This window comes from Sphingomonas oligophenolica, from assembly GCF_039522915.1.
In the GTDB taxonomy this organism is placed as follows: domain Bacteria; phylum Pseudomonadota; class Alphaproteobacteria; order Sphingomonadales; family Sphingomonadaceae; genus Sphingomonas; species Sphingomonas oligophenolica.
This window is the reverse complement of sequence record NZ_BAAAEH010000047.1, coordinates 258,769-281,483: the sequence shown is the minus strand read 5'-3', so window position 1 is coordinate 281,483 and position 22,715 is coordinate 258,769. Positions and strand designations below refer to the sequence as shown.

Annotated in this window: 25 protein-coding genes; 14 read left to right on the top strand and 11 right to left on the bottom strand. The window is 66.2% G+C overall.

What is annotated here, in order from left to right; all coding sequences use genetic code 11:
- Positions 1-99 precede the first annotated feature (99 nt).
- From ABD050_RS22740 to ABD050_RS22725, 4 genes are all read right to left on the bottom strand, one after another.
- Positions 100-633, bottom strand: a complete 534-nt coding sequence (locus ABD050_RS22740; protein WP_343891806.1) for a DUF805 domain-containing protein — start codon at positions 631-633, stop codon at positions 100-102.
- A 122-nt stretch (positions 634-755) separates the two neighbouring features.
- A complete protein-coding gene (locus ABD050_RS22735) occupies positions 756-905 on the bottom strand; it encodes a hypothetical protein (protein WP_343891805.1) in 150 nt (49 codons plus the stop codon).
- Positions 906-1,037: 132 nt separating this feature from the next.
- Complete coding sequence (rarD, locus tag ABD050_RS22730; protein WP_343891804.1) at positions 1,038-1,946, bottom strand: EamA family transporter RarD; 909 nt, start codon at positions 1,944-1,946, stop codon at positions 1,038-1,040.
- Between the two features lie 538 nt (positions 1,947-2,484).
- On the bottom strand, positions 2,485-3,993 hold the full coding sequence (locus tag ABD050_RS22725; protein WP_343891803.1) for a YifB family Mg chelatase-like AAA ATPase: 1,509 nt from the start codon (positions 3,991-3,993) through the stop codon (positions 2,485-2,487).
- Between the two features lie 118 nt (positions 3,994-4,111).
- On the opposite strand from ABD050_RS22725, the gene ABD050_RS22720 reads away from it, so the two are divergent.
- The 8 genes from ABD050_RS22720 (at position 4,112) to ABD050_RS22685 (ending at position 8,630) form a co-directional block, all read left to right on the top strand.
- Positions 4,112-4,312: a hypothetical protein gene (locus tag ABD050_RS22720; RefSeq protein ID WP_343891802.1), complete on the top strand. Its 201-nt coding sequence runs from the start codon at positions 4,112-4,114 to the stop codon at positions 4,310-4,312.
- A gap of 189 nt (positions 4,313-4,501) precedes the next feature.
- A complete protein-coding gene (locus ABD050_RS22715) occupies positions 4,502-4,783 on the top strand; it encodes a hypothetical protein (RefSeq protein WP_343891801.1) in 282 nt (93 codons plus the stop codon).
- A gap of 87 nt (positions 4,784-4,870) precedes the next feature.
- A complete protein-coding gene (rpmH, locus tag ABD050_RS22710; protein WP_010162954.1) occupies positions 4,871-5,005 on the top strand; it encodes a 50S ribosomal protein L34 in 135 nt (44 codons plus the stop codon).
- Positions 5,002-5,355, top strand: a complete 354-nt coding sequence (gene rnpA, locus ABD050_RS22705; RefSeq protein ID WP_343891943.1) for a ribonuclease P protein component — start codon at positions 5,002-5,004, stop codon at positions 5,353-5,355. The genes rpmH and rnpA overlap by 4 nt, the downstream gene beginning before the upstream one ends.
- A 139-nt stretch (positions 5,356-5,494) precedes the next feature.
- Positions 5,495-5,707: a membrane protein insertion efficiency factor YidD gene (yidD, locus tag ABD050_RS22700; RefSeq protein WP_343891800.1), complete on the top strand. Its 213-nt coding sequence runs from the start codon at positions 5,495-5,497 to the stop codon at positions 5,705-5,707.
- 40 nt (positions 5,708-5,747) lie between these two features.
- Positions 5,748-7,496: a membrane protein insertase YidC gene (gene yidC / locus ABD050_RS22695; protein WP_343891799.1), complete on the top strand. Its 1,749-nt coding sequence runs from the start codon at positions 5,748-5,750 to the stop codon at positions 7,494-7,496.
- Between the two features lie 28 nt (positions 7,497-7,524).
- The gene (gene yihA / locus ABD050_RS22690; protein WP_343891798.1) at positions 7,525-8,166 is read left to right on the top strand and encodes a ribosome biogenesis GTP-binding protein YihA/YsxC; all 642 of its coding nucleotides are present in this window, start codon (positions 7,525-7,527) and stop codon (positions 8,164-8,166) included.
- 2 nt (positions 8,167-8,168) lie between these two features.
- Entirely contained in the window at positions 8,169-8,630 is a 462-nt protein-coding gene (locus ABD050_RS22685) for a GNAT family N-acetyltransferase (protein ID WP_343891797.1), read from the top strand.
- 39 nt (positions 8,631-8,669) lie between these two features.
- Here the strand turns inward: ABD050_RS22685 and ABD050_RS22680 are convergent, their stop codons facing one another.
- Positions 8,670-9,251 (bottom strand): acetate uptake transporter, encoded by a 582-nt coding sequence (locus tag ABD050_RS22680; protein ID WP_343891796.1) that lies wholly within the window; start codon positions 9,249-9,251, stop codon positions 8,670-8,672.
- Positions 9,252-9,369: 118 nt separating this feature from the next.
- Between ABD050_RS22680 and ABD050_RS22675 the strand changes: the two genes are divergently transcribed.
- Both ABD050_RS22675 and ABD050_RS22670 read left to right on the top strand, forming a co-directional pair.
- The gene (locus ABD050_RS22675) at positions 9,370-10,533 is read left to right on the top strand and encodes an acyltransferase family protein (RefSeq protein ID WP_343891795.1); all 1,164 of its coding nucleotides are present in this window, start codon (positions 9,370-9,372) and stop codon (positions 10,531-10,533) included.
- Positions 10,534-10,566: 33 nt separating this feature from the next.
- Positions 10,567-11,232 carry a glutathione S-transferase family protein gene (locus tag ABD050_RS22670; protein WP_343891794.1) on the top strand — a complete coding sequence of 222 codons (666 nt, stop codon included), beginning with the start codon at positions 10,567-10,569 and terminating at the stop codon, positions 11,230-11,232.
- A gap of 28 nt (positions 11,233-11,260) precedes the next feature.
- On the opposite strand, the gene ABD050_RS22665 is transcribed toward ABD050_RS22670, so the two are convergent.
- Positions 11,261-11,707 (bottom strand): cupin domain-containing protein, encoded by a 447-nt coding sequence (locus ABD050_RS22665; RefSeq protein WP_343891793.1) that lies wholly within the window; start codon positions 11,705-11,707, stop codon positions 11,261-11,263.
- Between the two features lie 11 nt (positions 11,708-11,718).
- On the opposite strand from ABD050_RS22665, the gene dapE reads away from it, so the two are divergent.
- Positions 11,719-12,858, top strand: a complete 1,140-nt coding sequence (dapE, locus tag ABD050_RS22660; protein WP_343891792.1) for a succinyl-diaminopimelate desuccinylase — start codon at positions 11,719-11,721, stop codon at positions 12,856-12,858.
- 237 nt (positions 12,859-13,095) lie between these two features.
- Positions 13,096-14,244: an SET domain-containing protein gene (locus ABD050_RS22655; protein ID WP_343891791.1), complete on the top strand. Its 1,149-nt coding sequence runs from the start codon at positions 13,096-13,098 to the stop codon at positions 14,242-14,244.
- On the opposite strand, the gene ABD050_RS22650 is transcribed toward ABD050_RS22655, so the two are convergent.
- From ABD050_RS22650 to hrcA, 4 genes are all read right to left on the bottom strand, one after another.
- Positions 14,245-17,559 (bottom strand): PAS domain-containing protein, encoded by a 3,315-nt coding sequence (locus tag ABD050_RS22650; RefSeq protein WP_343891790.1) that lies wholly within the window; start codon positions 17,557-17,559, stop codon positions 14,245-14,247.
- Positions 17,560-17,741: 182 nt separating this feature from the next.
- Complete coding sequence (locus ABD050_RS22645; RefSeq protein ID WP_343891789.1) at positions 17,742-18,974, bottom strand: threonine synthase; 1,233 nt, start codon at positions 18,972-18,974, stop codon at positions 17,742-17,744.
- A 52-nt stretch (positions 18,975-19,026) separates the two neighbouring features.
- Positions 19,027-19,587 (bottom strand): nucleotide exchange factor GrpE, encoded by a 561-nt coding sequence (gene grpE / locus ABD050_RS22640; protein WP_343891788.1) that lies wholly within the window; start codon positions 19,585-19,587, stop codon positions 19,027-19,029.
- An 18-nt stretch (positions 19,588-19,605) separates the two neighbouring features.
- Positions 19,606-20,649: a heat-inducible transcriptional repressor HrcA gene (gene hrcA / locus ABD050_RS22635; protein WP_343891787.1), complete on the bottom strand. Its 1,044-nt coding sequence runs from the start codon at positions 20,647-20,649 to the stop codon at positions 19,606-19,608.
- Between the two features lie 132 nt (positions 20,650-20,781).
- Here hrcA and rph point away from each other — a divergent pair, with 132 nt between their 5' ends.
- Positions 20,782-21,498, top strand: a complete 717-nt coding sequence (gene rph, locus ABD050_RS22630) for a ribonuclease PH (RefSeq protein ID WP_343891786.1) — start codon at positions 20,782-20,784, stop codon at positions 21,496-21,498.
- Positions 21,495-22,118, top strand: a complete 624-nt coding sequence (rdgB, locus tag ABD050_RS22625) for an RdgB/HAM1 family non-canonical purine NTP pyrophosphatase (protein WP_343891785.1) — start codon at positions 21,495-21,497, stop codon at positions 22,116-22,118. The genes rph and rdgB overlap by 4 nt, the downstream gene beginning before the upstream one ends.
- Positions 22,119-22,144: 26 nt before the next feature.
- Here rdgB and ABD050_RS22620 read toward each other — a convergent pair whose 3' ends face one another.
- Positions 22,145-22,702, bottom strand: a complete 558-nt coding sequence (locus tag ABD050_RS22620; protein ID WP_343891784.1) for a CAP domain-containing protein — start codon at positions 22,700-22,702, stop codon at positions 22,145-22,147.
- Positions 22,703-22,715 lie beyond the last annotated feature (13 nt).

The following is a 22,715-nucleotide window of genomic DNA, read 5'->3' as shown; positions in this document are numbered from 1 at the left end:
GCCGATACCAGCGCCCTTTCCCAGCGAACCACTGCCCGCTTCCGCCCGGCAAATACCGGACGGCAGCGGGCATGATATAGTCGGACGAGCGCTCCGAGCCTATTCGAAGGTCCGGGCCAGTTCCTCGGGCGTGTCGCTCAGCGGATCGTCGCCATAATCGTTCGGGCCGGGCGTGCCGGCGGTGCAATACCAGACGAGCAGGACGATCGCGCAGATGACCCCGGCGAAAACACCAACTCCGCCGATAATCGTCAGCGACTGGTTCGCAGTCGCCATTCCGGTGAAGAGCAGAACGAAACCGATCAAATAGGGCAACACCGGCAGAAGGAGCCACCAGCCCGTGCGATTGGTGTCGTGCAGCCGTCGGACAGATACCGCAAGACTTGGAATGATGGTCGCGAGCGTGAACAGATTGGCAAGCAAGCCGCGATTGATGAACGCGCTATAGAAGACGCCGCTCGAGCCGGGCTGCGGCAACACCACCGAGCGACCGCCGAGCCCCAATATCCTGTCGATGAAACCCAACACGATCCCGGCAAGAACAGTGAACAGCACCCACATCCAATATTCCTTGCGGCGTGAGCGGCCGCTGAACTGTGCATACCGCTTCAGCGGCAGGAACATCCATTCCATCGCAAGTCTCCCCTGTTGCGCGTCGTGCGCAACGAGAACCTGACCCGAATGGGCAAGAACTGCAATCCCTAGCTGAAGTTACGGGCGCAACACGCAAAAACGACCGCCCGCACGCGACAAGATCAGGGCGATGCAGGATCGGTCGGCTTGACTGGCCCGGCCGCCGGCAACGTCCTGGCGCCGCCGCGATCGAACAGCAGCAGGAATGCAGTCCACAGGATGCGGCTCACGCCGAGCGCGATATAAAGCCAGAGTTTGATTGGGCGCCTCATGCGGTTCCCGATACATCAAATCAGCGAAGCGCGCGCCTGATTAAGCATCGGCTTCGCTGCTCCCGCCCCGCCATGGCGCGGACGGATCAGAGCCCGCCACCATCACGTTCGGCCAAGGGCGTCGAATCGAGGTCAGGCGGTCACGGCAGGCCGCACTGCGACGGCGCGCGCGGCGCGCAGGCCATCGGCCGCGTAGATGACGAGCCCGATCCAAATCAGGCTGAACGCCACCATATCGGCCGGGTGAAGGGGCTCGCTGAACAGCAGCACCGCTTCAGCGAACTGGAGGGTCGGCGCGATATATTGCAGCAGGCCGAGCGTCGCATAGGGCATTCGGCGCGCAGCGGCGGCGAACATCAACAGCGGAATTGCGGTGACCGCTCCGGCGAGCACCAGCAGCGTATCAAGCCCGCGATCATGGCCGAAGGCGGCGTCGCCCTGCGCGCTCGCCAGGATCAGGGCGCCGGCGGCGAAAGGCGCGAGAAGGAGTGTTTCGACGAACAGGCCGCCAAGCGCGTCGATCGCCGCGATCTTGCGGAGCAGGCCGTAGGTGCCGAAGCTGAGCGCGAGGACAAGCGATATCCAGATCGCGCCGCCGCCCGACGCAGCCATGATCGCAACGCCGAGCGCCGCCAGCGCCACCGCAGACCATTGCACGCGCCGCACTTTCTCGCCGAGCACAGCGACGCCGAGCGCGACATTGATCAGCGGATTGATGAAATAGCCGAGGCTCGCCTCGAGCACATGGCCGTTCTGGACCGCCCAGATATACGCCAGCCAGTTGACCGCGATGAGAAAGGCACTCGCCGTCAGCAGCAGCACCGTGCGTCCCCGCGCGGCGGCGCGGATCGCGCCGACGCGCTGCATGAGGACGACAATGACGGCGAGCAGCAGCAGCGACCAGAGGATACGGTGCGCGAGCACCTGTGCGGCGGGCACTGACTTCAGCAGCTTGAGATAAAGCGGCAACAGGCCCCAGAAGACATAGGCGCCGATGCCGAGCAGGATGCCGCCGTTCGTGGCGGATTGGGACCGGGTCATGGCCGGCCTCTCGGCGGGGAGACCGCGCGTCGCAAGGGAGGAAAATCTTGCGGCCCGCAAAGACGCCTTCATCGGAAGATGGGAGAAACGATACCCATCGCCTCCGATAAACTGGATCCTATCCCCCGCACGATGCTCGGCAGACCACACCGCTGATCAGAGATGCCGCCAAATTGGAGATATCAGGCAATGCGTTACATGCTTCACGACGACTTAACCAATTGAGTCGATTGGGTGCCTATGTCTGAACAGAACCGCTAGGACGCAACGCAGGTCGCCATGCTGTTCGATGGCTGGTGTTTCACACCATTCGATTTCAGCAAACAACCTGCCACAACGGCGGAAATCCGGCCTCACCCTCGATCAACGTCGCACAGCCGGATTCCCGATGGCGACGCAGGACATCAACAGCGCGCCGCCCCATAGAGTCCAGCGTCTCGGCATTGGCGCAATGCCCCGCCCGACAATCGCACGCCCGACTATCGCGCGCGCCTTTATCAGCCTGCCTCGATAACGGGCCCTCCCCGTAATCGCCCTGCTAACTCCGCGGTGCCTGCCGCCGATAGCTCAGCGCCTCGGCGACATGGATCCGCCCCACCCCCTCGCTCCCGGCAAGATCGGCGATCGTCCGCGCGACGCGCAGGATGCGGGTATAGCCACGCGCCGACAGCCGCATCGCTTCCGAGGCCTGGGCGAGGAGCTTGCGGCCCGGTTCGTCAGGCGTCGCGACCGTTTCGAGCAGTACGCCATCAATCTCGGCGTTGGTCCGGATCGGATGATCGGCATAGCGGGCCGCCTGCAGCGCCCGGGCTGCCGCCACGCGGGCCGCGACCTCGGCCGATCCTTCCGCGGGTGGCGGGAGGACCAGATCGGCAGCGCTCACCGCCTGGACTTCGACGTGCAGGTCGATGCGGTCGAGCAACGGCCCGGAAACCTTGGTCTGGTAATCGGCCGCGCATCTTGGCGCGCGCGAGCAGGCGAGCGCCGCGTCGCCGAGATGGCCGCAGCGGCAGGGGTTCATCGCAGCGACAAGCTGGACTCTCGCCGGGAAGGTGACATGGGCGTTGGCGCGCGCCACGCTCACCGTGCCGGTCTCGAGCGGCTGGCGCAGCGAATCGAGCACCGCGCGCTGGAATTCGGGCAGCTCGTCGAGGAACAGCACGCCGAGATGAGCGAGGCTGACTTCGCCCGGCTTCACCTTAAGCCCGCCGCCCACCAAAGCCGCCATCGAGGCCGAATGATGCGGCGCGCGATAGGGCCGGGTGCGGGTCAGCCGCCCGCCGTTGAGCGTGCCGGCGACGCTTGCCACCATCGACACTTCGAGCGCCTCGGCCGGGTCAAGCGGCGGGAGGATTCCCGGGAGGCACGACGCCATCAGCGACTTGCCCGCGCCGGGCGGGCCGATCATCAGCAGGTTGTGCCCGCCGGCCGCTGCGATTTCGAGCGCACGCTTGGCCGTCTCCTGGCCCTTTACCTGAGCGAGATCCGGGCCGCCGGCCACGTCGTCCGCCTCGCCCGGCTGCGGCGGCGAGAGCAGGCCATGGCCCTTGAAATGATTGATCAGCGACAGAATGTCCGGCGCTGCGATCACCTGGATCGAGCCGGCCCATGCCGCTTCCGACCCCTGCGGCGCGGGGCAGACCAGCCCCTTGCCGATCTCCGACGCGTGGAGCGCCGCGAGCAGCACGCCGGGCGAGGGCGCGATCCGGGCGTCGAGGCCGAGCTCGCCGACCACGACATAATCGGCCAATGTCTCGGCATCGATCACGCCCATCGCGCCGAGCAGGGCAAGCGCGATCGGCAGATCGAAATGCGAGCCTTCCTTGGGCAGATCGGCCGGCGAGAGGTTCACGACGATCCGCTTGGGCGGCAGCGACAGCCCCATCGCCGCGATCGCGCCGCGCACGCGTTCGCGGCTTTCCCCCACTGCCTTGTCGCCGAGCCCGACGACATGGAAGGCGGGAAGCCCGGGGATGAGCTGGACCTGGACTTCGACCGCCCGTGCCTCGAGGCCGAGATACGCCACTGTCGATACGCTCGCGACCATCCGCCACTCCCCCGGACAACCCGCGGACCTTAGCGGTTTTTTTGCCGCTGCAAACGCCCGGTTGCATCCGGATCGGCTTCCCGCGCGTATCGAGCCAAATGCGATGCAAGGGACGAACATGATCGACGTGGTTGGATTGACACGAAATATCGACGCGGTGAGCGCCGCGCTCGACATCGATCTGGCGGCATTGCTCGCAGCAACGAGCCCGAAGGAACGGCACGCGCTGCGCATCAGCGTCGAGCGGTGCACGCTCGAACTGCAACGCCTGTTGTACCAACTCGTCACCTTGCCGTTCGTGGGCGACGCGGCATTGTAGGAGCCCGGCGGACCGAATCGGCTTCGCAACGATTACACGCCGCGCCGTACCAATCGGGTTCCGGCGGGGAAGACGGCATCGCGGCACGAGCCGCGGGACGCGCGATGCGACGGAGCGGAACCGGGGCTGGCCGGGAGATTCGACCCATCTGTCTTGTCAAAGCAACACACTGCGCCCACATCGGGTGCCATGCGTAACAGCCGCCACCCTGCCCTGCGCTTCGCCCTGTTCTGGACCGGCGCGCTGCTGATCGTCGCTACTCCGTTCGTCGGCGCGATTCCCGGGCCAGGCGGCGTGTTCGTGTTTGCCGGCGGGCTGGCGCTGGTATTGCAGAACTCGCACTGGGCGAAGCGGCGCTTCGTCCATACCAAACGGCGCTGGCCGCGCCTTGGCCACTATGCCGATATCGGCCTGCGCCGGGCCAGCGCGGCGAGACGCCGGGCGCGGGAGCGAGCAGAGCAATCGCGTTGACTTGGGCGGCACCTTTGCCTAAGGGCACCCGCTACGAGGCCGTCCGCGTGGCGGCCCTTTTCTATTCAGACGACCAGGGAATGAACGATGAAGCGGACCTTTCAGCCGAGCAATCTGGTGCGCGCGCGCCGGCACGGTTTCCGGTCGCGGATGGCGACTCCGGGCGGCCGCAACGTGATTCGCGCTCGCCGCAATCGCGGCCGCAAGAAGCTGTCGGCCTGACGACCGCCGCCCGTAAGGGCGAAGTTGTTGGCCTGCGCGTCCGCCGTGATTTTCTCGCAGCGAATGCGGGGAAAAGGGCGCCGATGCCGGGATTCGTCCTGCTGATGCGTGCGCGCGACGATGGCGATCCGATGATGCGGATCGGTTATACCGTCACCAAGAAGATCGGCAATGCGGTCGTTCGCAATCGGATGAAGCGCCGGTTGCGCGCCCTTGCCCGCGAGCTGCTCCCCGAATCGGGGGTACGCGGCGCGGACCATGTGCTGATCGGCCGCAACGGCGGCGTGGAGCGCGATTTCGCGCTGCTCCGCGCCGAGCTACGCAAGGCGTTGGCGAAGGTGGCGCGGTGAGGTGTCGTTCTTTCCTCATGCCGGACCTGTTCCGGCATCCCTTTCTCGGCAAGGGCTGCGACCCGAAATTCGGCGCCGCGGCTGCGGCCCGATGGACCCCGGGACAAGTCCGGGATAACGAAGAAATTGGGGCAGCTCAATGATCGCCCGTCTTCTCATCGCGCTGGTCCGCTTCTGGCAGGTCGGCCCGTCGGCCATCCTGCCGCCGAGCTGCCGCTACACCCCCACCTGTTCCACCTATGCAATCGTGGCGCTTCGCCGCTATGGCGCGCTCAGGGGCGGGTGGCTGGCGGTGAAACGGATCGCACGGTGCCATCCCTGGGGCGGGTTCGGCATCGATCCGGTTCCATGACGATCACCACGACACCCCAGCACGGACGGGAAAGCTTCGCGTGAAAGAAGACCAAAAGAATTTCATCCTGTTCGCGTTGTTCGCGGCGCTGATCCTGTTCGGCTGGCCGGTGATAACGTCGAAATTCTTCCCGGCCGCCAACCCGCCGGTCACGAAGATCGAAGCCGGCAAGACACAGGTTGTCGCGGCGCCCGCCACGCCTGCCGCAGGCGCCGCCGGTGCGGTACGCGACCGCAAGCTGGTGCTCGCTGAAAGCCCCCGCGTCCGAATCGCAACGCCCGCCCTGAGCGGATCGATCAACCTGAAGGGCGCGCGGATCGATGATCTGGTGCTGAGCACCTACAAGGAAACGATCGACAAGAATTCGCCGCCGATCCGTCTGCTCTCGCCCGCCGGTAGCGCCGACAGCTATTTCGCCGGCTTCGGCTGGACCGGCAACAATGTCGTCGTGCCGGACAAGAACACGCTCTGGACCGCTGACCACGCCGAGCTCACGCCGGGCCAGCCGGTCACTTTGAGCTGGAAGAATCCGCAAGGGCTGATCTTCCAGATCGTGATCGGAGTCGACCAGCACTATATGTTCTCGGTCACCCAGAAGGTCGGCAATGCCGGGGCCACGCCGGTTATGGTTCGCCCCTATGGTCTCATCTCGCGGCTTGGCGCGACCAAGGATGTCGATGCCTGGACCAACCATGTCGGCCCGATCGGCGTGTTCGGCACGGGCGCGACCTATGACATCGGCTACCCCAATCTCGCTGGCAAGGAAGCCAGCTTCTTCGGCAAGCTGTTCGGCAGCAACGCCAAGCCCGGCGCGAATTATTTCGACGCGACCGGCGGCTGGCTCGGCTTCAGCGACAAATATTGGCTGACCGCGCTGATCCCGGACCAGAATGCGTCAGTCCATTCCGGCTTTCCGGCCGCCAATGGCGAGGCCTATCAAGCCGATTACGCAGCGCAGCCGGTCACCGTCGCGCCGGGCAAGGTCGCCGCGCAGAGTGCGCGCTTCTTCGCCGGCGCCAAGGAAGTGCGGCTGACCGATCATTACCAGGACGATCTCGGCATCCGCAATTTCGACAAGGCGATCGACTGGGGCTGGTTCAGGATCGTCGAGAAGCCGATCTTCTATTATCTCGACTGGCTGTTCCGCATGGTCGGCAATTTCGGCGTTGCGATCATCCTGCTGACGCTGACGATCCGCGGCCTGCTCTTCCCGATCGCGCAGCGCCAGTTCGCCTCGATGGCCAACATGCGGGCGATCCAGCCCAAGATGAAGGCGCTCCAGGAGAAGCACAAGGACGACAAGGCGCGCCAGCAGGAGGAAGTGATGGCGCTCTACAAGGCCGAGAAGGTCAACCCGCTCGCCGGCTGCCTGCCGACCTTCCTGCAGATCCCGATCATGTACTCGCTCTACAAGGTGCTGCTGGTAACGATCGAAATGCGGCACCAGCCTTTCGCGCTGTGGATCAAGGATCTCTCGGCGCCCGATCCGCTGACCCCGCTCAACCTGTTCGGGCTGCTTCCCTTCACTCCCCCGCACATGATCGCGATCGGCGTGATCCCGATCCTGCTCGGCATCTCGATGTTCTTCCAGTTCAAGCTCAACCCGGCGCCGATGGACGAGGCGCAGAAGCAGGTCTTCGCGTTCATGCCCTGGGTGCTGATGTTCGTGATGGCGCCGTTCGCGGTCGGCCTTCAGGTCTACTGGATCACCTCCAACTGCCTGACCATCCTCCAGCAGCGCCTGCTCTATGCGCGGCATCCGGGGATGAAAGTGGCGGTGGCGAAGTGATATCCTCCCCCGCACGGGACGGAACCGGATGACCGCCCCCTTCCCACCCGAAGCTCTCGAAGCCGCCCGGAAAACCTTCGCCGGTCCGGTCGCCTTCCTGAAATCGGCGCCCAGCCTCGAATTCCTGCCCGAGGCCGACGTGCCCGAAGTCGCGTTCGCGGGACGTTCGAATGTCGGCAAGTCGTCGCTGCTCAACGCGCTGACCGGCCGCAACGCGCTTGCCCGGACCTCGAACACGCCGGGGCGGACCCAGGAGCTGAACTTCTTCGATGTCGGCGAGCCGCTTGCCTTCAGGCTGGTCGACATGCCCGGCTATGGCTTCGCCAAGGCGCCCAAGGATGTCGTCAAGAAATGGCGATTCCTGGTGAATGACTTCCTGCGCGGTCGCGACACGCTGAAGCGCGCTCTGGTGCTGATCGATGCACGCCACGGCATCAAGGATGTCGACCGCGAGATCCTCGAGATGCTCGACAAGGCAGCCGTCAGCTATCGCCTGGTGCTGACCAAGGCCGACAAGATCAAGCCGACCGAGCTCGAAACGGTGACCGAAGCAGTGGCGACCGAGGCGCGCAAGCGGCCGGCCGCACACCCCGATATCCTTGCGACATCCGCGGAGACGGGGCTCGGCATTGCCGAGCTGCGGGCAGCGGTGATCGAGGCGATCGGCTGAGCGTGATCCAGGGCCTGACAATCCGTCCGGTCGACCGCTCGGATTACGGCCAGTGGCTGCCGCTCTGGGCAGGCTATAACGCCTTTTACGGTCGCAGCGGCGACACCGCGCTCGCTGCCGACATCACCAGGACGACATGGAGCCGTTTCTTCGACGCCTATGAGCCGGTGCACGGCCTGGTCGCCGAGCAGGACGGTGCTCTGCTTGGCCTTGCGCATTATCTGCTGCACCGGAGCACCATCGCGATCGCGCCGGTCTGTTACCTGCAGGACCTGTTCGCGACCGAGTCGGCGCGCGGCCGCGGTGTCGGCCGTGCGCTGATCGAGGGCGTTTACGCGCGGGCGCGCGAGGTTGGGTCACCCCGCGTCTATTGGCAAACCCATGAGACCAACGAAGTCGCGATGACGCTCTACGACAAGGTCGCCGACCGATCGGGTTTCCTGGTCTATCGCAAGCTGCTCTGAGGGGCACACGCGAGCGCAGCGCCCCCAGGCGCACCAGAATTAGCCCAGCGGAATAACCGTCCGTCCCCAGGTGGCGTTGGTGACCATGCCGAAGCTGCCGTAAATGGCGAGCGTGCCACAGACGAGGCCGAGCCAGCCGCCGATATGGGTCAGCTGGGGCTGGCCGAGCACTGCGCCAAGCCCGAGCAGCGCGAAGGTGACCCACAGGGTCGTGAACACCAGGAACAGGATTCGCGCGAGCTTGAAGGTGCTGATCCACAGATAGAAAGTGAACCCGCCCCAGAGCAGCAGCGCGACGCCGACCGTCGGCCCCGCCTGTGAAATGTCGATCACCCCGGTATGCGCGAAGATCAGCAGCAGCGCGAACCACCACCAGAAGGCGCCATAGCTGAGAAAGGCGGTCATCCCGAAGGTGTTGCCGAGCTTGAATTCCATCAGCCCGGCGAAGATCTGGATGAGCCCGCCATAGGCAAGCGCCATCGGGATCACCACGCCCTCCCCGCCGGCGGGCAACAGGCCGGCATTGACCAGGCTCAGCAGCACTGTCGTCATGCCGAAGCCGACCAGGCCGAGCGCGGCCGGGTTGGCGGGCGCAGCCGTCGGTGCAATCGTATCGGACATTTTTCCTCTCCCCTTCCGGCACGCTCCCCGTGCTCGGACAATGAGGCTGGTAGCGTTACCATGCGATGTCAAGCGGTGGGCGGTTGTGGCCGTGCCGCGGCCCGTCTATCCGGCGCCGGTGACCGACACCTCACCCCCGCGCCTGGCCGCTCTGGATGTCTTCCGCGGGCTTGCGGTCGCGGGGATGATCATCGTCAACGATCCCGGCTCCTGGGACCATATCTGGTGGCCGCTCGACCATGCGCCCTGGCATGGCTGGACGCCGACCGACATAGTCTTTCCAGCGTTTCTGTTCGCGGTGGGGGCTGCGCTCGGCCTGTCCTTTCCGCGCCGGATCGGCCCGGGCGATCGCCGGATATTGTGGGGCCGGATCGGCCGGCGCGTGCTGGCGCTGATCGGGCTCGGGCTCGCCTTCGCGCTCATCGAGGAGCCGAGCCTCGCGACGCTCCGCCTTCCCGGCGTGCTGCAGCGGATCGGCCTGTGCTACGGCATGGCGGCAACGCTGGCGATACTGACGGCGCGGCGCGGGCAGGACGGACTCTCGCGATTGAACCTGCCGGTGATCGCGAGCGCCGCCTTCCTGATCCTGGCGGCCTATTGGGCGGCGATGACCCTGATCCCGGTGCCCGGAATCGGCGCCGGCGTGCTGACGCCCGAGGGCAATCTTGCCGGCTATGTCGATCGCGCCGTGCTGACCACGGCCCATATGTGGGGCGGCGGCACCGATGCGCGGGGCAAGATCGTCTATGATCCGGAAGGGCTGCTCTCGACCTTCCCCGCGCTTGCCAATGTGCTGTTCGGGATGTTCGCGGCTGTCGCCTGGCGTCGGCAGCCCGGGCGCGCGGCATTCTGGGTCGCGATCGGCGGCGTGGCGCTGCTCGTTTCGGGGCTGCTGCTCGATCCGGTCTTTCCGATCAACAAGCGGCTGTGGACAAGCAGCTTCGCGCTGGTGACCTCAGGCGCATCGGCGATCATCTTTGCCCTGTGCATGGCGGCAACGCGCCGCGCCTGGATCGACCGCCGGCTTGCGCCGTTTCGCGTGCTCGGGATGAACGCCATCCTGGCCTATAGCCTGTCCGTCCTGCTCGCCATTGCCGGCATGAAGGCAATCGTGCCCGCCGGGCAAGGATTCGTCACGCCGATGGGCTGGGTCTTTGCGCGGATCGTCGGAATCGTGACCGATCCCTGGCTCGCGTCCTTCCTGTGTTCGCTGGTGCTGCTTGCCCTGGTTCTCGCGGCGGTCGCCCCGCTGCATCGCCGGGGAATCCATTTCCGGCTCTAGCCCCGGCGAATGGGTGCGGCTATCCCGGCGCCCATGAAACTCATTATCGGCAACAAGGCCTATTCCTCCTGGTCGCTGCGCGGCTGGCTCGCCTGCAAGCAATCGGGCCTCGTCTTCGAGGAGGTCGTCGTGCCGCTCTACGACGCCGATTGGGACAAGCGCCGCGAAGGGGACGAGTTCGCCCCGTCCTCGGGCAAGGTGCCGATCCTGTGGGACGGCGAAGCGGTGGTGTGGGACAGCCTCGCGATCATCGAATATCTCGCCGAGAAGACCGAAAGGGCGAAATTCTGGCCCGAGGACGAGGCCGCCCGCGCGATGGCGCGCTCCATGTCGGCTGAGATGCACTCGAGCTTCACTGCGCTCCGCCGCAAGCACAGCATGAACATCCGCCAGGTCTTCCCGCCCAAGCGCCCCGACGAAGACGTGATCGCCGATCTCGCGCGGATCATGGAGCTCTGGGCACAGGCCCGGGCGCGGTTCGGCGGGACGGGCAAGTTCCTGTTCGGCGACTTCAGCGCGGCCGACATCATGTACGCACCGGTCGTGACTCGGATCGTCACCTACGGCCTGCCGATCGCGCGCTTCGCCGCCGGCTATATGGACGCAGTGCTGCAACATCCCTTCATGCAGGACTGGATTGCCGGGGCGCAGGAGGAGGAATGGGTGATCGAGCAGTTCGAGGCGCCGGCGACGGCTTAGTCATCCCCGGACAGGCTCGAGGCAGGCATTAGAAGGCGCTTCCGTCCTTTCGTCTGAACCCCTCGCCGCTGAACAAATGCATGTCGATATCGGGATAGTGGCAGTCGCTATCCCCCTTGCGGCCCACCGCGATGAACACGCAGTCCGAGTCGCTGCGGTTCTGGAGGACATGGCCATTGCCGTCTCCCATCGGGAAGGACGCGCAGTCACCCGGCTTCATCGCATGCTCCCCGGAATCATCGACCAGCACCGCCTCGCCGCTCAACATGACGACGAATTCGTCCTCGCCCTCATGCCAGTGGCGCTGCGACGACCAGGCGCCCGGCTTCAGCGTGACGTGGCTGACGCCAAATTCGCTGAGCCCGCTCGCCGGGCCGAGGCGGCGGTACCAGCGGCCTTCGACCGCCGTCGCATATTGCGGGGGATAACCGGTCGCATTGGTCTGTGGGATTGTATCGAGATCGAGCTTGGGCAATGTCGCCTCCCATGGATGCCACACCCAGAATGCCCGATGTCGTCGATCTCACCAAGGCGCTGATAGCCGCCGAGAGCGTGACCCCCGCGCTTGGGCGCGTGTTCGACGTGCTCGAAGCGGCGTTGATCCCGCTCGGGTTCATGGTCGAACGCTTCATCGAGGGCGAGGCGCCCGACGGGCCGGTCGAGAATCTGCTCGCGGTGCGCGGGTCGGGCGCACCGCATTTCGCCTTTGCCGGGCATCTCGACGTCGTGCCGCCGGGCGCCGGCTGGACGAGCGACGCGTTCGAACCGCAGATCCGCGGCGGCCTGCTCCACGGGCGCGGCGCGGTCGACATGAAGGGCGCGATTGCCGCCTTCGTCGCCGCAGCGGCACGGACGCCGCCAACCGGCACGACCAGCCTGATCATCACCGGGGACGAAGAAGGCCCCGCCATTTTCGGCACCCGCGCGCTGATCGAGCGGATGGCCGAGCGCGGGCTGAAGCCCGATTTCTGCCTGGTCGGCGAACCCACTTCGGCGCAGCGGCTGGGGGACATGATCAAGATCGGCCGGCGCGGCTCGGTCAATATCTGGATCGATGTGCCGGGCAAACAGGGCCATGTCGCCTATCCGCAGCTCGCCGATAACCCGATTCCGAAGTTGGTTGCGATCCTCGCCGAGATCGATGCGATCATACTCGACACGGGGACCGAGTGGTTCCAGCCCTCGAACATCGAGGCGACTGACATCACCGTCGGCAATCCGGCGACCAATGTCATCCCGGCCCAGGCCTCGGCCCGGCTCAGCATCCGCTACAACGACCTTCACCGGGGCGACGATCTCGCCGCGCGGATCGAGGCGATCGTCCATCGCCATGCGCCTGCCGCAACGATGATCGCCCGCGTCTCGGGCGACGCCTTCGTCACGGCACCCGGTGCGCTCTCGACCTTGATCGGCGATGCGATCGAAGCCCGGCTCGGCCTCCGCCCCGAACTGTCCACCACCGGCGGCACCTCGGACGCGCGCTTCCTGTCGAGGCTCTGCCCGGTGGTGGAGTTCGGGCTGGTGAATGCGACCATGCACAAGCTCGACGAAGCGGTGGCGGTGGAGGATCTGGCGGCGCTGGCGGATATCTATGCGGATATTCTGACCCGGGTGGCATCAACATAGCGCACCGCCGAATACGTCACCCGGACTTGTTCCGGGGTCCACCCGTCCGCCGATTCGACGATGGTTGCCCCGGCAGACCAATGGATGCCGGAACAAGTCCGGCATGATGCCTTCGCACACCAACCAAGTGATTCAGATGACTCCGGATTCCCCACGACTCGTGGTGACTCCTGGGTTTTCGATAGACGCGAGTCGCCCCATATCGTAACGCCCACTTAACCATAATGGTAAGCGGACATGCCGATCGATCCCTGGTTTCCTGTCGCGATCATCTGCAGCCTTGGGGGATATGCCGTTTATCTGACGGGCCTTCGGCGTCAGCTCGTCCACCCCAATCGCGCCTCCTGGCTGATCTGGAGCGCAGCGACCGCGGTCGAGGCCGGGACCTATGCGGCAGTCAATCCACATGTCGTGCAAAGCTGGCTGCTGGCGCTGTCTGCTTTCGCCTGCATTGTCGTGACGATCGGGATATGGCGTCGCTCTGACTGGAGCCTGCCGAGCCGCGGCGAATTGCTGTGCATGGCCGCCTGCCTGGCCGCGCTCGCGATCTGGATCGGCTCGGGCAATGCATTCTGGGCGCATATGCTGGTGGTCGCGGCAGTGCCGGTCAGCTTCTGGCCAACCTGGGAAAGCGTCTGGGCTGACCGGACCCGGGAGCGGTCGCCGGCCTGGGGGCTGTGGGCAGTCGGCGATCTCGCGACCCTGCTCGTCGCCCGGCACAGCGGCGGACACAGCCAGATCGGCGAATATGCCTATCTGTTCGTCGAGCTGCTCTGCCATGCGAGCATCTGGTTCATGGTCGGGCTGGCGACGATCAACCCACTGCGCTCGCTCGGTTTTCGCAATGGCCGCTTCTTCGTGCTGGACGCCTATAGCCCGGCGACCAACCTGTTCTCGGTCGGCGAGACCCATCTCGGCAAGGCGGTCTATGCGGCGCGGGGCTTTGCCGAGGGCGAGCAGATCATCCGCTTCACCGGGCGCCGCTTCCGCGCCGACCGGGTGCCGAGCCTGATGCGCGGCGCGAGCGACCGTTTCGTCCAGGTGACGCGAGACCATTATATGGGGCCGTCGGGGCTGATCGACGACCTGATCAACCATAGCTGCGCACCCAATGCCGGGCTGCGCTTCACCGCCGGCGGCGTTTTCCTCGTCGCGATCCGCGCCATCGCGCCGGGCGAGGAGATCGCCTGGGATTATTCGACGACGCTCAAGGAATCGAACTGGCACATGATCTGCCAGTGCCGCAGCACCGACTGCCGCCGGGTGATCGGCAATTTCGAGACCCTGGCGCCCGAGCGCCAGGAATGGTTTCGCGCTCGAAACCTGGTCGCGCCCTATCTGCGCCGTCGTGACGATGTGGTGCCGCAGCGGGACAGGGCCGCCTGATCACGCCCGCTCGATCATCTCCCTGATCCGGGCGCCAAGCGCTTCCATCGAGAAGGGCTTGGTCACCAGCTCCATTCCCGGCTCGAGCGGCCCGTCGCCGACCACCGCATTCTCGGCAAAGCCGGTGATGAACAGCACCGGCAACTCCGGCCGGACGGCGCGCGCGGCGTCAGCAATCTGGCGCCCGTTCATCCCGCCGGGCAGGCCGACATCAGTGATCAGCAGGTCGATCCGCGCATTGGAACGCAGGAAGGCGAGCGCCTCGGCGCCGTCGCCGGCCTCCATCGAGGCATAGCCGAGATCATCGAGGATTTCGGCGACGAGCATGCGCACGGTGACCTCATCGTCCACGACAAGCACTGCCTCGCCCTTGTCGCTCCGTTCCATCTCGCCGCGCCGGCCCATCGTGCCGCTATCCTCGACCAGACCATGATGCCGGGGGAGATGGAGGTGCATCACCGTGCCCTCCCCGACCACGGACTGAATCCGGACCTGCCCACCCGACTGGCGCGCGAAGCCGTAGATCATCGACAGGCCAAGGCCGGTGCCCTGCCCCATCGGTTTGGTCGTGAAGAAGGGATCGAAGGCGCGCGCAATCACCTCCGGGGTCATGCCGGTACCGGTGTCGCTCACTGACAGCGACAGATATTGGCCGGGCGGCAGATCATGGTCGTGCGCCGCGCGCTCGTCGAGCGAGACGTTCGATGTCCGGATCGTCAGCCGGCCGCCTTCCGGCATCGCGTCTCGCGCGTTGATGCACAAATTGAGCAGGGCATTTTCGAGCTGGTTGGGGTCGACCAGGGTTGGCCAGAGGCCGGGCTCTCCATCGACCTCGACCTGCACGCCCGGGCCTACCGTGCCGCGCACCAGATCCTCGATATCAGCGATCAGCCGGTTGACGTCGACCGGCTTGGGGTCAAGCGGCTGGCGGCGCGAAAAGGCCAGAAGCCGGTGAGTCAGCGCAGCGGCGCGGCCCGACGCCGTCTGCGCGGCGCCGATATAGCGTTGCAGATCGGCGATCCGGCCCTGTTTCAACCGCATCTGCATCATCTCCATCGCGCCCGAGATCGCGGTGAGGAGATTGTTGAAATCATGTGCCAGCCCGCCGGTGAGCTGGCCGACCGCCTCCATCTTCTGCGACTGGCGGAGCCGTTCCTCGAGCTCGCGCTGGCGGGTCACGTCGAGCCCGACGCCGATCACCTTCTCCGGATTGCCCGCCGCGTCGACCAGCATGTGGCTCCGTGACATGATCCAGCGGATCGTGCCGTCAGGCAGCAACAAGCGATATTCGAACTCGTTGTCGCCGCGCGACTTGCCCGCTCGCGCGATCGTCGCCTGAAGACGCGGAAGATCCTCGGGATGGGTGCGCGCCAGGATCTCGGCCATCGTCGCCCCCTTGGCGACCTGCTCCGGCTCGAAGCCATAGAGGATGGCGAAGCCCATATCGCTGTAGAAGCGGTCGGCCGCGATATCATAGGTCCACACCCCGACCCCATCCATCGCCTCGATCACCAGTCGGGTGCGTTCCTCAGCCGCAAGCAAAGCCGCCTGTTGCCGCCTATCCTCGGTCACGTCGCGTGCGGTGACATAGATGCGATCCTCGGCGCGCGTCGCCTGCCAGGACAGAGTAACGTAGTTGCCCGCCCTTGTACGATACCGGTTCTCGAACCCGGAAACCTCCTCGCCGCTAATGACTCGCACGATCGCGCGGTGAGTCGCTTCCTGGTCGTCGGGGTGGTGAAGCCATTCCGAGGTGCGGCCGATAATCTCTTCCTGCGGCCAGCCGAGCATCTTGGTCCAGGCCGGGTTCACGCTCTTCCAGACGCCCTTCAGATCGAGCACGCCGAGCAGATCGCGGCTGACCTCCCAGATCCGATCCCGCTCAGCGGTGCTTCGCGCCACTTCGCCGGCAAGGCTCTGATTCACCGCGCGCAGGCTGGCGGTCGCGCGAACCCGGGCAACCGCATCCCAGCTGAGTTGCGCGATTTCCTCGACCAGCGCAACCTCGGCCGGAGCCCAGGCGCGCGGCTCGGCATGGCTGAGATAGAAACCGGCCTCCCATCGCCCGTTGCGGATGAAGGGTACGACGACGCCGGCCTTCGTGCCGGTTGTATCGAGTGCTGTCTCGAGCAGGCTGCCGGCATCGGAGGGTGTGCCGAAGACCAGGGTCCTGCCGGCACGGATCGCCTCGCCGAGCTCCGCACCAGTGCTCAACGACGGCACCGAACCGGTGAGCGGCCCAAGAACGCCATCGACCCAGCACGCGCCATAATCGATGATCCGATCGTCAATCACCCGGAAGAACCCTGCGCGATTGACGCCGAGGCGACGCCCGACTGCCTCGGCCGCAATCTGCATCACATCGTCGGCATCCTGCTGCATGCGTTGGCGCTCGACCAGCGACAGGATGAATTCGCGCTCATCCTTCGCATGCCGGAGCGCCGCCTCGGTGCGCTTCGCGTCGCTGATGTCGAGGCTGAGGCCGGCGAAGCGCTGCGGCCGCCCGTCCGGCCCGTTATTCGCCCGGCCGCGCACCGAGAGCCAGCGCTCGGTGCCGTCGGGCAGCGCCAGGCGGAATTCGTGCGACACCGCGCCTTCCCTGGCGAAGGCAGCCTGCATCGCCGCGCTGAACGCCGGGAAATCATCGGGATGGATATGCGCGATATAGGCCGACGCCGGCGCTCCCACCTGCGCGAGCGTCGGATCCACGCCGTAAAGGCGCGCCATGCGTTCGTCGCCAACGACGGTGTCGGTAGTCAGGTCCCACTCCCAGGTGCCGACATCGCCCGACGCATTGAGCGCCATCTGCAACCGCTCCTCGCTTGCGCGGAGCGTTGCTTCGGCGCGCATCTTGGCGGTGATGTCATTGCCCTGGCAGACGACCCCCAGGGTCTTGCCATTCTCGTCGCGGATCGGGGAAAGGCTGTAGGACCACCAGCTGTCGATGCGCTTTCCGTCGCGCAGGATCGGCAGGTTCAGGTCAGCGGCAAAAAAGCCCGGGCCACCGGCAAGCACCGTTTCGAGTTGCGGCCCGATCACCGCCCAGCTGTCATGGCGGGCTTCGGCGCCCGGCTGGCCGAGCGCCTCGGGATGCCGCTCGGGGAAGGTCGCCGCCCAGGCATCATTGTACAGCGCGCGCAGGTCGGAGCCCCAGTAGATCGCAGTCGGAAAGTTCGAATGAAGGCAGAGGCTGACCGCAATCTTGAGCGGAAGCGCCCAGTCGCTCGGTTTGCCGAGGGGGTGCGCCGACCAGTCGAATGCGCGAATCAACGCGCTCATCTCGCCGCCGCCATCAAGGAAGCCAAGCGCCGGCATCACCAGATCACCGGGATGCGCATCGGCTGCGAAGAGCCATCGGTGACGGTCCTCCCGGCAACGGTAAACATGGCGTCGGTCGGTGCTTTACGGCCGCTTCGGACCGTGCACATCCCGCGCCGCAGCTGTCAACATGCGGGCCGCCGGGTAATATCGGGATCGGCGGCATTAACCTCGAAAGGTCACAGCGCGCCCAGATCGATTTCGGCAAAGCGGTCGAGCGTCTGCGGCGCCTCGGGCAGCGGATATTTCAGCCCGGTCGCACAATTGAACAGCACGACGCGCTCGTCTTCATCGACCAGGCCGGTTCGCAGCGCCTCGCGGTAGGCGGCGAGAGTCGCACCGCCTTCCGGGCACAGCAGCAAGCCGTCGCGCCGGGCGCAGTCCTCGACCGCCTTGAGGATCGCCGGATCGCCGACCGCCACCGCGCGGCCGCCGCTTGCCCGCACTGCGCGCAGAATGAGGAAATCGCCCACCGCACGCGGCACGCGGATGCCGGCCGCGACGGTCGCCGCATCCTCCCAGCGCTCGGCATGTTCCTCGCCGGCCTCGAAGGCCCGGACGATCGGCGCGCAGCCCGATGCCTGCACAGCGAACATCCGTGGCCGCTCGGGCCCGATCCAGCCAAGCGCCTCGAGCTCGTCGAACGCCTTCCACATGCCGATCAGCCCGGTGCCGCCGCCGGTGGGATAGAAGATCGCATCAGGGAGTTTCCAGCCGAACTGCGCGGCGAGTTCCAGCCCCATCGTCTTCTTGCCCTCGATCCGATAGGGCTCCTTGAGAGTTGAGAAATCGAACCAGCGCCCCTCAGCGGCGCCCTTGCCGACGATCGCCCCGCAATCGTCGATCAACCCGTTGACGCGGTAGACCCGCCCGCCCTGCGCCGCGACCTCGCGGACGTTGATCTCGGGCGTGTCGTCGGGACAGAAGATGATCGTCTCGATCCCGACCCGGCTGGCATAGGCCGCAAGCGCAGCGCCGGCATTGCCGTTGGTCGGCATCGCGATCTTCGTCACGCCGAGCGCCTTGGCCATCGACACCGCCATCACCAGCCCCCGCGCCTTGAACGAGCCGGTGGGGAGCCGCCCCTCATCCTTGACGAGCACATTGGGGCTGCCGCCCGATTTCGGGATCGGCACCAGCGGCGTCTCGATCTCGCCGAGGCTGACGACGTCGCTCGTGTGGCGAACCGGCAGGAGTTCGCGCCAGCGCCACAGGTCAGTCTCGCGGGAGGTCAGCGCTTCCTTGGAGAGCGCTGCGCCGACCCCCTCGAGATCATAGCGAACCAGCAGCGGCCGCCCGACCCGCGACAGGCCGTGCAGCATGTCCGCCTCGTAGCGCTCGCCCGTCATCGAACATTCGAGATGGGTGACGAAGGTCGGGCGACCGGTGGTGAGGTTTGTGTTCAGGGCCATGACCGGCAACTCCAGCAAGCCCCTCCCCCGAAGGAGCGGGGCTTCCAAAGGGTCACTCCGGCTTCTTCGCCACCCCGACCAGAGCCGGCCGCAACAACCGATCCTTGATCATGTACCCGGCCTGCATTTCCTGGACGATCGTGCCGGGGCGCTTGTCGCTCGGGATCTCGAACATCGCCTGGTGGAAATTCGGATCGAGCGCCTCGCCGAGCGTCGTCATCTTTTTGATGCCGTGGCGCTGGAATACGGTTTCGAGCTCGCGCCCGGTCGCCTCGAGCCCGGCGACCACATTTTTCAGCTTCTCGTCCTCGCGCAGTTCGGCGGGGATCGCCTCGAGCCCGCGGGCGAGATTGTCGGCAACCGAGAGCAGATCGCGGGCAAACGCCGTCGCGGCATAAGCGCGGGCGTCAGTCGCTTCCTTTTCGGCGCGACGGCGGACATTCTGCGCCTCGGCATGAGCATAGAGCAGCGACGACTTCGCCTCGGCCAGCTCAGCCTCGAGCGTTGCCACCCGATCATGCTCGGCAAGCTCGGGCGCGCCCTCGGCGGTTTCCTCGCGCAGGTCGGCCGCGTCGTTGCTGTCAGCGGTCTCGATCTTTTCGTCCTCGATCATGTCTTCTCTTATGTCCTGTTATGGCATCAGCCGCGCCAGCGTCGCGGCGGTGAAATCCACCATGGGCACGACGCGGGCATAGTTCAACCGAGTCGGCCCGATTACGCCCACCACGCCGACCACGCGCCCATCGAGCCCCCGGAAAGGTTTCGCAATGACCGATGACCCCGAAAGCGAGAATAGTTTATTCTCGGCACCGATGAAAATCCGGGTCGCATCGCCCGCGCCGGCGCTGTCGAGCAGCTGCGCGATCTCCTGCTTGCCCTCGAGATCGTCGAGCAGATCGCTGATCCGTTCGAGATCGGCAGCGGCCGCCGCATCGATCAGCCGTCCCTGACCGCGCACGATCAGCACCGGGCGGCGATCGCCATCCTCGCTCCAGATCGCAAGGCCGCGGTCGATCAAGGTCCGCGCGACGCTGTCGAGCAGCGCGCGCTCCTCGCCGATCTCGCGCTCGATCCTTGCCTGCGCCTGAGCGAGCGTAAGGCCGGCGAGCGTCGCGGTCATGTAATTGCCGGCCTCGACCAGCGCCGATAGGTTGACCCCGGCCGGGAGGTCGATGACCCGGTTCTCGACCGAGCCTTCTTCGCTCACCAATACGGCAAGCGCCTTGTCGGCGGAGAGCGGCACGAAACTCATCTGGCGCAGCACCAGCTCGCGCTTGGGGACCAACACCAGCCCGGCACAGGCGGAGAGGCCGGAAAGCGCCGCGGTGGTCGCGGCCAGCGCTTCCTCGACCGGGCCGGCCTGGTGCGCGCGCGATTCGATCGCAGCCCGTTCCTCGGGCGAGGGTTCGAGCGCCTGCATCATGCCGTCGACGAACAGCCTGAGCCCGGTCTCGGTCGGCATCCGCCCGGCGCTGGTATGCGGCGCTGCGAGCAGGCCGAGCTCTTCCAGATCCTGCATCACGTTGCGGATCGACGCGGGCGACAGGTTCAGGCCGGAAAGATGCGCGATCGTCCGCGATCCGATCGGGGAGCCGGTGGTGAGATAGCTGTCGACGACCACGCGAAACACGTCGCGGGCGCGATCATTGAGCTCGGTGATGGGCGGGGCGGGCATGCCAACCATCTAGGTGCGCAGGCTCCCACTCTCAATGTGGGTCTCGATATACCAACAGATCATCCGCTAACACTGGCGCGTTCGCGTCCGCGCGTCTAGGTGCCGTGCCCGACCAGTCTCAGGAGATTCCCAATGCGCCCATCCGGCCGCACCCCCGACCAAATGCGCGCGATCACCATCGAACCGCGCTTCACCAAGCATGCCGAGGGCTCGGTCCTGATCGGGTTTGGCGACACCAAGGTGCTGGTGACTGCGTCGGTCGAGGAGAAAGTCCCGCCCTTCATGCGCGGACGCGGCGAAGGCTGGGTGACCGCTGAGTACGGCATGCTCCCGCGCGCTACCCATACCCGCGGCGCGCGCGAGGCGGCCAAGGGCAAGCAATCGGGCCGCACCCAGGAAATCCAGCGGCTGATCGGCCGCAGCTTGCGCGCCGTCACTGACATGAAGCTGCTCGGCGAGCGCCAGATCCTGCTCGATTGCGACGTCATCCAGGCCGATGGCGGCACCCGCACCGCCTCGATCTCGGGCGCCTGGGTCGCGCTCAGGCTCGCCATCGACGGGCTGCTTGCCAGCGGCAAACTGACCGAGGATCCGCTGACCCAGAAGGTCGCCGCGATCTCCTGCGGCATCTACAAGGGCACGCCGGTGCTCGACCTCGATTATGACGAAGATTCCACCGCCGACGCGGACGCCAATTTCGTCCTGCTCGAGAATGGCAATATCGCCGAGGCACAGGCGACCGCCGAGGGCGCGACCTATGACGAGGAGGCCTTGCTCCGCCTGCTCCGCCTCGCCCGGATCGGCTGCGCCGATATCTTCGCCGCCCAGGCAAAGGCAGTCGCAAAATGACCAAGGAGGTGGCCCCGCAGGCGATCCGCAAGCTGAAACCCGGCAAGCTCGTCATTGCGAGCCACAATCCGGGCAAGGTGCGCGAGATCCTCGAGATGCTCGGACCCTACGGGATCGAGCCGGTGTCCGCCGCCGATCTCGACCTGCCCGAGCCCGACGAGACCGGGACCACCTTCCTAGCCAACGCCGAACTCAAGGCGCTTCAGGCGGCGGATCTGACCGGCCTCCCGTCACTTGCCGACGATAGCGGGTTGTGCGTCGATGCGCTGGGCGGCGAGCCCGGCATCTTCTCGGCCCGCTGGGCCGGGGAGACCAAGGACTTCAGGGTCGCGATGCAGCGGGTCAACGACGCCATCGAGGCGACCGGACCCGACGCAAGCCGCAACGCCCATTTCGTCTGCGTGCTCGCACTTGCCTGGCCCGACGGCCATGTCGAATGGTTCGAGGGCCGGGTCGACGGCACTTTGGTCTGGCCGCCGCGCGGCACCGGGGGGTTCGGCTACAACCCGATCTTCGTGCCCGAAGGCAGCGACCAGACCTTCGCCGAAATGCCCGATGCGAAAAAGGCGATCAGCCACCGGGCCATGGCGTTCGAGAAGATGATGGCGGCGATTTTCTAAACACCTCTCCCGGCGGGAGAGGGCATTCAGAACGCCATCTGCCCGACGACGTTCCCGGGCGGCGTGTAGCGGCACACCACATAATCATCGGTCGCGTTGCTCGCCGCCGCGCAGCCGAACTCGGTCGTGCCGCGCCAGATGATCTCGGTATAGTGCGCGACATCCTCCCAGCGGCCGGTCGTGCTGAAATCGGGCGTCGGGCGCGGCCGATAGTAACGGCCCTCGTCGACCCAGTGCCCGACCATCTCCTCATAACGATAGGCGCCGCGCGTGCCGGTCCACAGATTCTCCCCTTCGGGCGTCCTGCCGCGCGGTTCGCGCGAATGCTCGAACCGACCGGTGCGCGCCAGCTCGGTTGCATAGGCCTGCGCATCGGCGGCGAGCGTCGCGTTCCAGGCCAGCGGCGGCACCCCCACCGCTGCACGGGCGTCGTTATGGCCCTCAATCATCGCGTGGCGGAGCAGCGCGCTGCCGCGCGCCGCCTGACCGGAAAAGGCGCGCTCCTCGACCACGCGCTGCGGCGGCGCGGCAGCCGAGCAGCCCGCGAGCAACGCCAGCGCCATCAAGCCCAGGTTCCAGCGCATCTTTCCCATTCTC

Excerpts from the sequence above, each read along its gene's own strand:
- ABD050_RS22740 (WP_343891806.1), bottom strand. The coding sequence starts at position 633 with ATGGAATGGATGTTCCTGCCGCTGAAGCGGTATGCACAGTTCAGCGGC.
- ABD050_RS22735 (WP_343891805.1), bottom strand. The coding sequence starts at position 905 with ATGAGGCGCCCAATCAAACTCTGGCTTTATATCGCGCTCGGCGTGAGC.
- rarD (WP_343891804.1), bottom strand. The coding sequence starts at position 1,946 with ATGACCCGGTCCCAATCCGCCACGAACGGCGGCATCCTGCTCGGCATC.
- ABD050_RS22725 (WP_343891803.1), bottom strand. The coding sequence starts at position 3,993 with ATGGTCGCGAGCGTATCGACAGTGGCGTATCTCGGCCTCGAGGCACGG.
- ABD050_RS22720 (WP_343891802.1), top strand. The coding sequence starts at position 4,112 with ATGATCGACGTGGTTGGATTGACACGAAATATCGACGCGGTGAGCGCC.
- ABD050_RS22715 (WP_343891801.1), top strand. The coding sequence starts at position 4,502 with ATGCGTAACAGCCGCCACCCTGCCCTGCGCTTCGCCCTGTTCTGGACC.
- rpmH (WP_010162954.1), top strand. The coding sequence starts at position 4,871 with ATGAAGCGGACCTTTCAGCCGAGCAATCTGGTGCGCGCGCGCCGGCAC.
- yidD (WP_343891800.1), top strand. The coding sequence starts at position 5,495 with ATGATCGCCCGTCTTCTCATCGCGCTGGTCCGCTTCTGGCAGGTCGGC.
- yihA (WP_343891798.1), top strand. The coding sequence starts at position 7,525 with ATGACCGCCCCCTTCCCACCCGAAGCTCTCGAAGCCGCCCGGAAAACC.
- ABD050_RS22680 (WP_343891796.1), bottom strand. The coding sequence starts at position 9,251 with ATGTCCGATACGATTGCACCGACGGCTGCGCCCGCCAACCCGGCCGCG.
- ABD050_RS22670 (WP_343891794.1), top strand. The coding sequence starts at position 10,567 with ATGAAACTCATTATCGGCAACAAGGCCTATTCCTCCTGGTCGCTGCGC.
- dapE (WP_343891792.1), top strand. The coding sequence starts at position 11,719 with ATGGATGCCACACCCAGAATGCCCGATGTCGTCGATCTCACCAAGGCG.
- ABD050_RS22655 (WP_343891791.1), top strand. The coding sequence starts at position 13,096 with ATGCCGATCGATCCCTGGTTTCCTGTCGCGATCATCTGCAGCCTTGGG.
- ABD050_RS22650 (WP_343891790.1), bottom strand. The coding sequence starts at position 17,559 with ATGCCGGCGCTTGGCTTCCTTGATGGCGGCGGCGAGATGAGCGCGTTG.
- ABD050_RS22645 (WP_343891789.1), bottom strand. The coding sequence starts at position 18,974 with ATGGCCCTGAACACAAACCTCACCACCGGTCGCCCGACCTTCGTCACC.
- grpE (WP_343891788.1), bottom strand. The coding sequence starts at position 19,587 with ATGATCGAGGACGAAAAGATCGAGACCGCTGACAGCAACGACGCGGCC.
- hrcA (WP_343891787.1), bottom strand. The coding sequence starts at position 20,649 with ATGCCCGCCCCGCCCATCACCGAGCTCAATGATCGCGCCCGCGACGTG.
- rph (WP_343891786.1), top strand. The coding sequence starts at position 20,782 with ATGCGCCCATCCGGCCGCACCCCCGACCAAATGCGCGCGATCACCATC.
- rdgB (WP_343891785.1), top strand. The coding sequence starts at position 21,495 with ATGACCAAGGAGGTGGCCCCGCAGGCGATCCGCAAGCTGAAACCCGGC.
- ABD050_RS22620 (WP_343891784.1), bottom strand. The coding sequence starts at position 22,702 with ATGCGCTGGAACCTGGGCTTGATGGCGCTGGCGTTGCTCGCGGGCTGC.